Origin of the sequence: Sodalinema sp., from assembly GCF_046483825.1 — a bacterium.
In the GTDB taxonomy this organism is placed as follows: Bacteria; Cyanobacteriota; Cyanobacteriia; order Cyanobacteriales; family Geitlerinemataceae; genus Sodalinema.
This window is the reverse complement of record NZ_JAWOCL010000010.1, coordinates 1-2,598: the sequence shown is the minus strand read 5'-3', so window position 1 is coordinate 2,598 and position 2,598 is coordinate 1. Positions and strand designations below refer to the sequence as shown.

Here is a 2,598-nt window from a genome sequence, read left to right as displayed (position 1 = left end):
CAATCAAACGATAACCTTGGCCTGTAATCTCTATGGTGAAAAACCGTTCCAGCCTCCAAGTCAAGATTACAAAAAAGCTTTTTATAAAGCTTACTACGATGCCGTAATGGTTGGATTAAGTCATAATTTGCAACATAGCTCACAGTTACTGAACTGTAAAGACAGAGTTCTTGATGAGACTCAAAACTTATTTTGCCAGCCAGATTCTGATATTTTTAAAGGCAAGGGAAAAGATAACCGTGAGGGTATTGGTGAGCGTATATCTCGCTTTGATACTCTGATTAAAAATGTGCTGGCTAGTTAAATGTTTGATGGAATAACACAGAAACTTAAGACCGAAATTTATGTGGTTCGCTGTCTCATTAAAAGTTCCAAGTTACTGCAAGAAATATGCTTTAATCAGGATTGCCAAACTTCTCGTGATTTAGCTGAACAGGATGTTTACTTAAAAGAGTTACTTCAAGAACTTCCTGACATTCCCCGGGCTTGGCAAACTCATGATTATTGCTCAGCGATCATACGGCTTTATGCTGTGTATGAAATTTTCGTAGAAGCTTTAATTACAGAATGGCTATCACTTTTACCCAGTTTGGTGACTCGATATGCTGATTTGGATGAAACAATAAAACGAACTCATCGGGAAGGAGTGGGTCAACTCCTCTGCCGACCAAGATACTTTGGTCGAAGTTTAGAGATAGATGAAATCATTAGGGGTCTTGCTCAGGGAGTCAATAACTCTGAAAACTATCAGCTTTTGCCTAAAGAAGCATTTTTTACACAGGGCCAAAACTTAAGAAAAGAAGCGTTAGCTGAAATATTTAAGAATGCTGGAATTAAAGATTCCTGGAACTGGCTAGAGAATCATCCAGACATTCAACATTTCTTGAGCGAAATCAGTTTAAATTCTGGCACGCCTCTGGGTAATCAATTAGAGCAGTTCATTCTAGCCCGAAATGATGCGGCTCATGGACAACCTGAAAACGTTTCAGGGATAGAAATTTTATTGGATTTATGTAATCTTGTGGAATCTTTATGTCAGGCGTTAGTTGAGTTAGTTCAATGGAAGGTTATTTGTCAACAGTATCAATCTGGTTTAAGGGTCAAGGTTGGTCGAGTGTCTAACTGGCTATCTCGGATAGGTGTGGCTCATATCACGGTTCATGAAGATACTAATTTATCAGTAGGAGATACTCTCTACTTAGTCAACTCTAAAAACACCTTTTGTCGAATTAACACTATTGAAACGATCAGACTAAATGATGAAGACAAACAAAATATTTATTTTTCAAAACAAGGAAAAGTTCATGTTAAGTTTAGGAATGTTAATGTTCGTAAAAATTGGTTGATTTATCGAGTTTTAATCTAGTTAATATTGACTCTATCACTAGATAGACAGTAGAGTCTATGATGACATCAAATTGGCGATCGCCCCCACGTTCTGGCTGAGAATCGTCGCGGCTTCGTCCAGGTCGGCGTCACGGGTGAATTTCCCTAAACCAATGCGGAGAGAGCCTTCAATGGCTGATTCCGATAGGCCAATGGCTCGCAGGACATGGGAGGGAGTTTCCACGCCGGAGGTGCAGGCGGACCCGGTGGAGATGGCTAGGCGATCGCGCACTCGGGCGATAATGGCACTGTTGGGAATCCCAGGAATGGAGAGATGCAGGTTTCCGGCGAGGCGATGGTTAAGGTCGCCGTTAATTTGAAGTTGGGGGATGTTGGCTTGCAGGATGGACTGGAGGCGATCGCGTTGACGAGCAATGCGCGATTCGTCCGTCTCCATTTCCAGGGTCCGTAGGCGGGCCGCTTCTCCTAAGGCGACAATCCCCGGTAGATTCAGGGTTCCCGGTCGTTGTCCCCGTTGCTGGCCGCCGCCGTAGAGGAGGGGAGTCAGGGGGGTTTGGGGACGCACGACTAACGCGCCACAGCCTTGGGGTGCGTAGAATTTATGACCCGAGAGAGCCAGAAAGGTGAGTCCCCAGTCGCGAAATTGGAAGGGGAGTTTTCCAACCGCTTGGGAGCCGTCGCAGAGATAGGGGACTTGGTGGGTTTGGGCGATTTTGGCGATCGCCTCCACGGGATAGAGGGTGCCAATTTCGTTGTTGGCGGCCATGACGCACAGCAGGTCGATTCCCTGGCGACAGTAGCGGTCAATCTCCTCTAGGTCGAGTTGTCCGGTGGCGGTGGGGGTGAGATAGTGGAGTTGGGCCTGTCCTCGTTGGGCGATCGCCTCGCAGGTGTCGAGAACGGCTTTATGTTCGAGGGGGTTGAGGAGAATTTTGAGGGGGGTGTCCCGCAAACATCCCTGAATGGCGAGGTTGATGCTTTCCGTTGCGCCGGAGGTGAAGAGGATATCCCGGGGAGATGCGCCGATGAGGGTTGCTAGATGCTGTTTGGCGGTTTTGACTTGTGCGGCGGCGCGATCGCCGTAGGGGTGGTCGATGCTACTGGCGTTCCCGAAGTGGTGGGTGAGGGTTTCGGTCATCACGTCGATGACGCGCGGATCGACGGGGGTGGTAGCGTGGTAGTCGAGGTAGATGGGAGGCATCGGTAGGGGGTAAGCTAGACGGGTTAGGGGTCAATCATCCTGGCGGTAGG

General features: G+C 47.5%; 2 protein-coding genes and 1 pseudogene. 2 read left to right on the top strand and 1 reads right to left on the bottom strand.

Annotated elements, in window-relative coordinates:
* Positions 1–304 (top strand): annotated as a pseudogene (locus R6U67_RS00675) (hypothetical protein); the annotation flags it as partial.
* Between the two features lie 42 nt (positions 305–346).
* Positions 347–1,366, top strand: a complete 1,020-nt coding sequence (locus R6U67_RS00670) for an MAE_28990/MAE_18760 family HEPN-like nuclease (RefSeq protein WP_410250749.1) — start codon at positions 347–349, stop codon at positions 1,364–1,366.
* A 36-nt stretch (positions 1,367–1,402) separates the two neighbouring features.
* On the opposite strand, the gene R6U67_RS00665 is transcribed toward R6U67_RS00670, so the two are convergent.
* Positions 1,403–2,548, bottom strand: coding sequence for a cysteine desulfurase family protein (locus tag R6U67_RS00665; protein ID WP_410250748.1), 1,146 nt, complete (start codon positions 2,546–2,548; stop codon positions 1,403–1,405).
* Positions 2,549–2,598: the final 50 nt, after the last annotated feature.

Coding starts and splice junctions, on each gene's coding strand:
- R6U67_RS00665 (WP_410250748.1), bottom strand. CDS start 2,548: ATGCCTCCCATCTACCTCGACTACCACGCTACCACCCCCGTCGATCCG.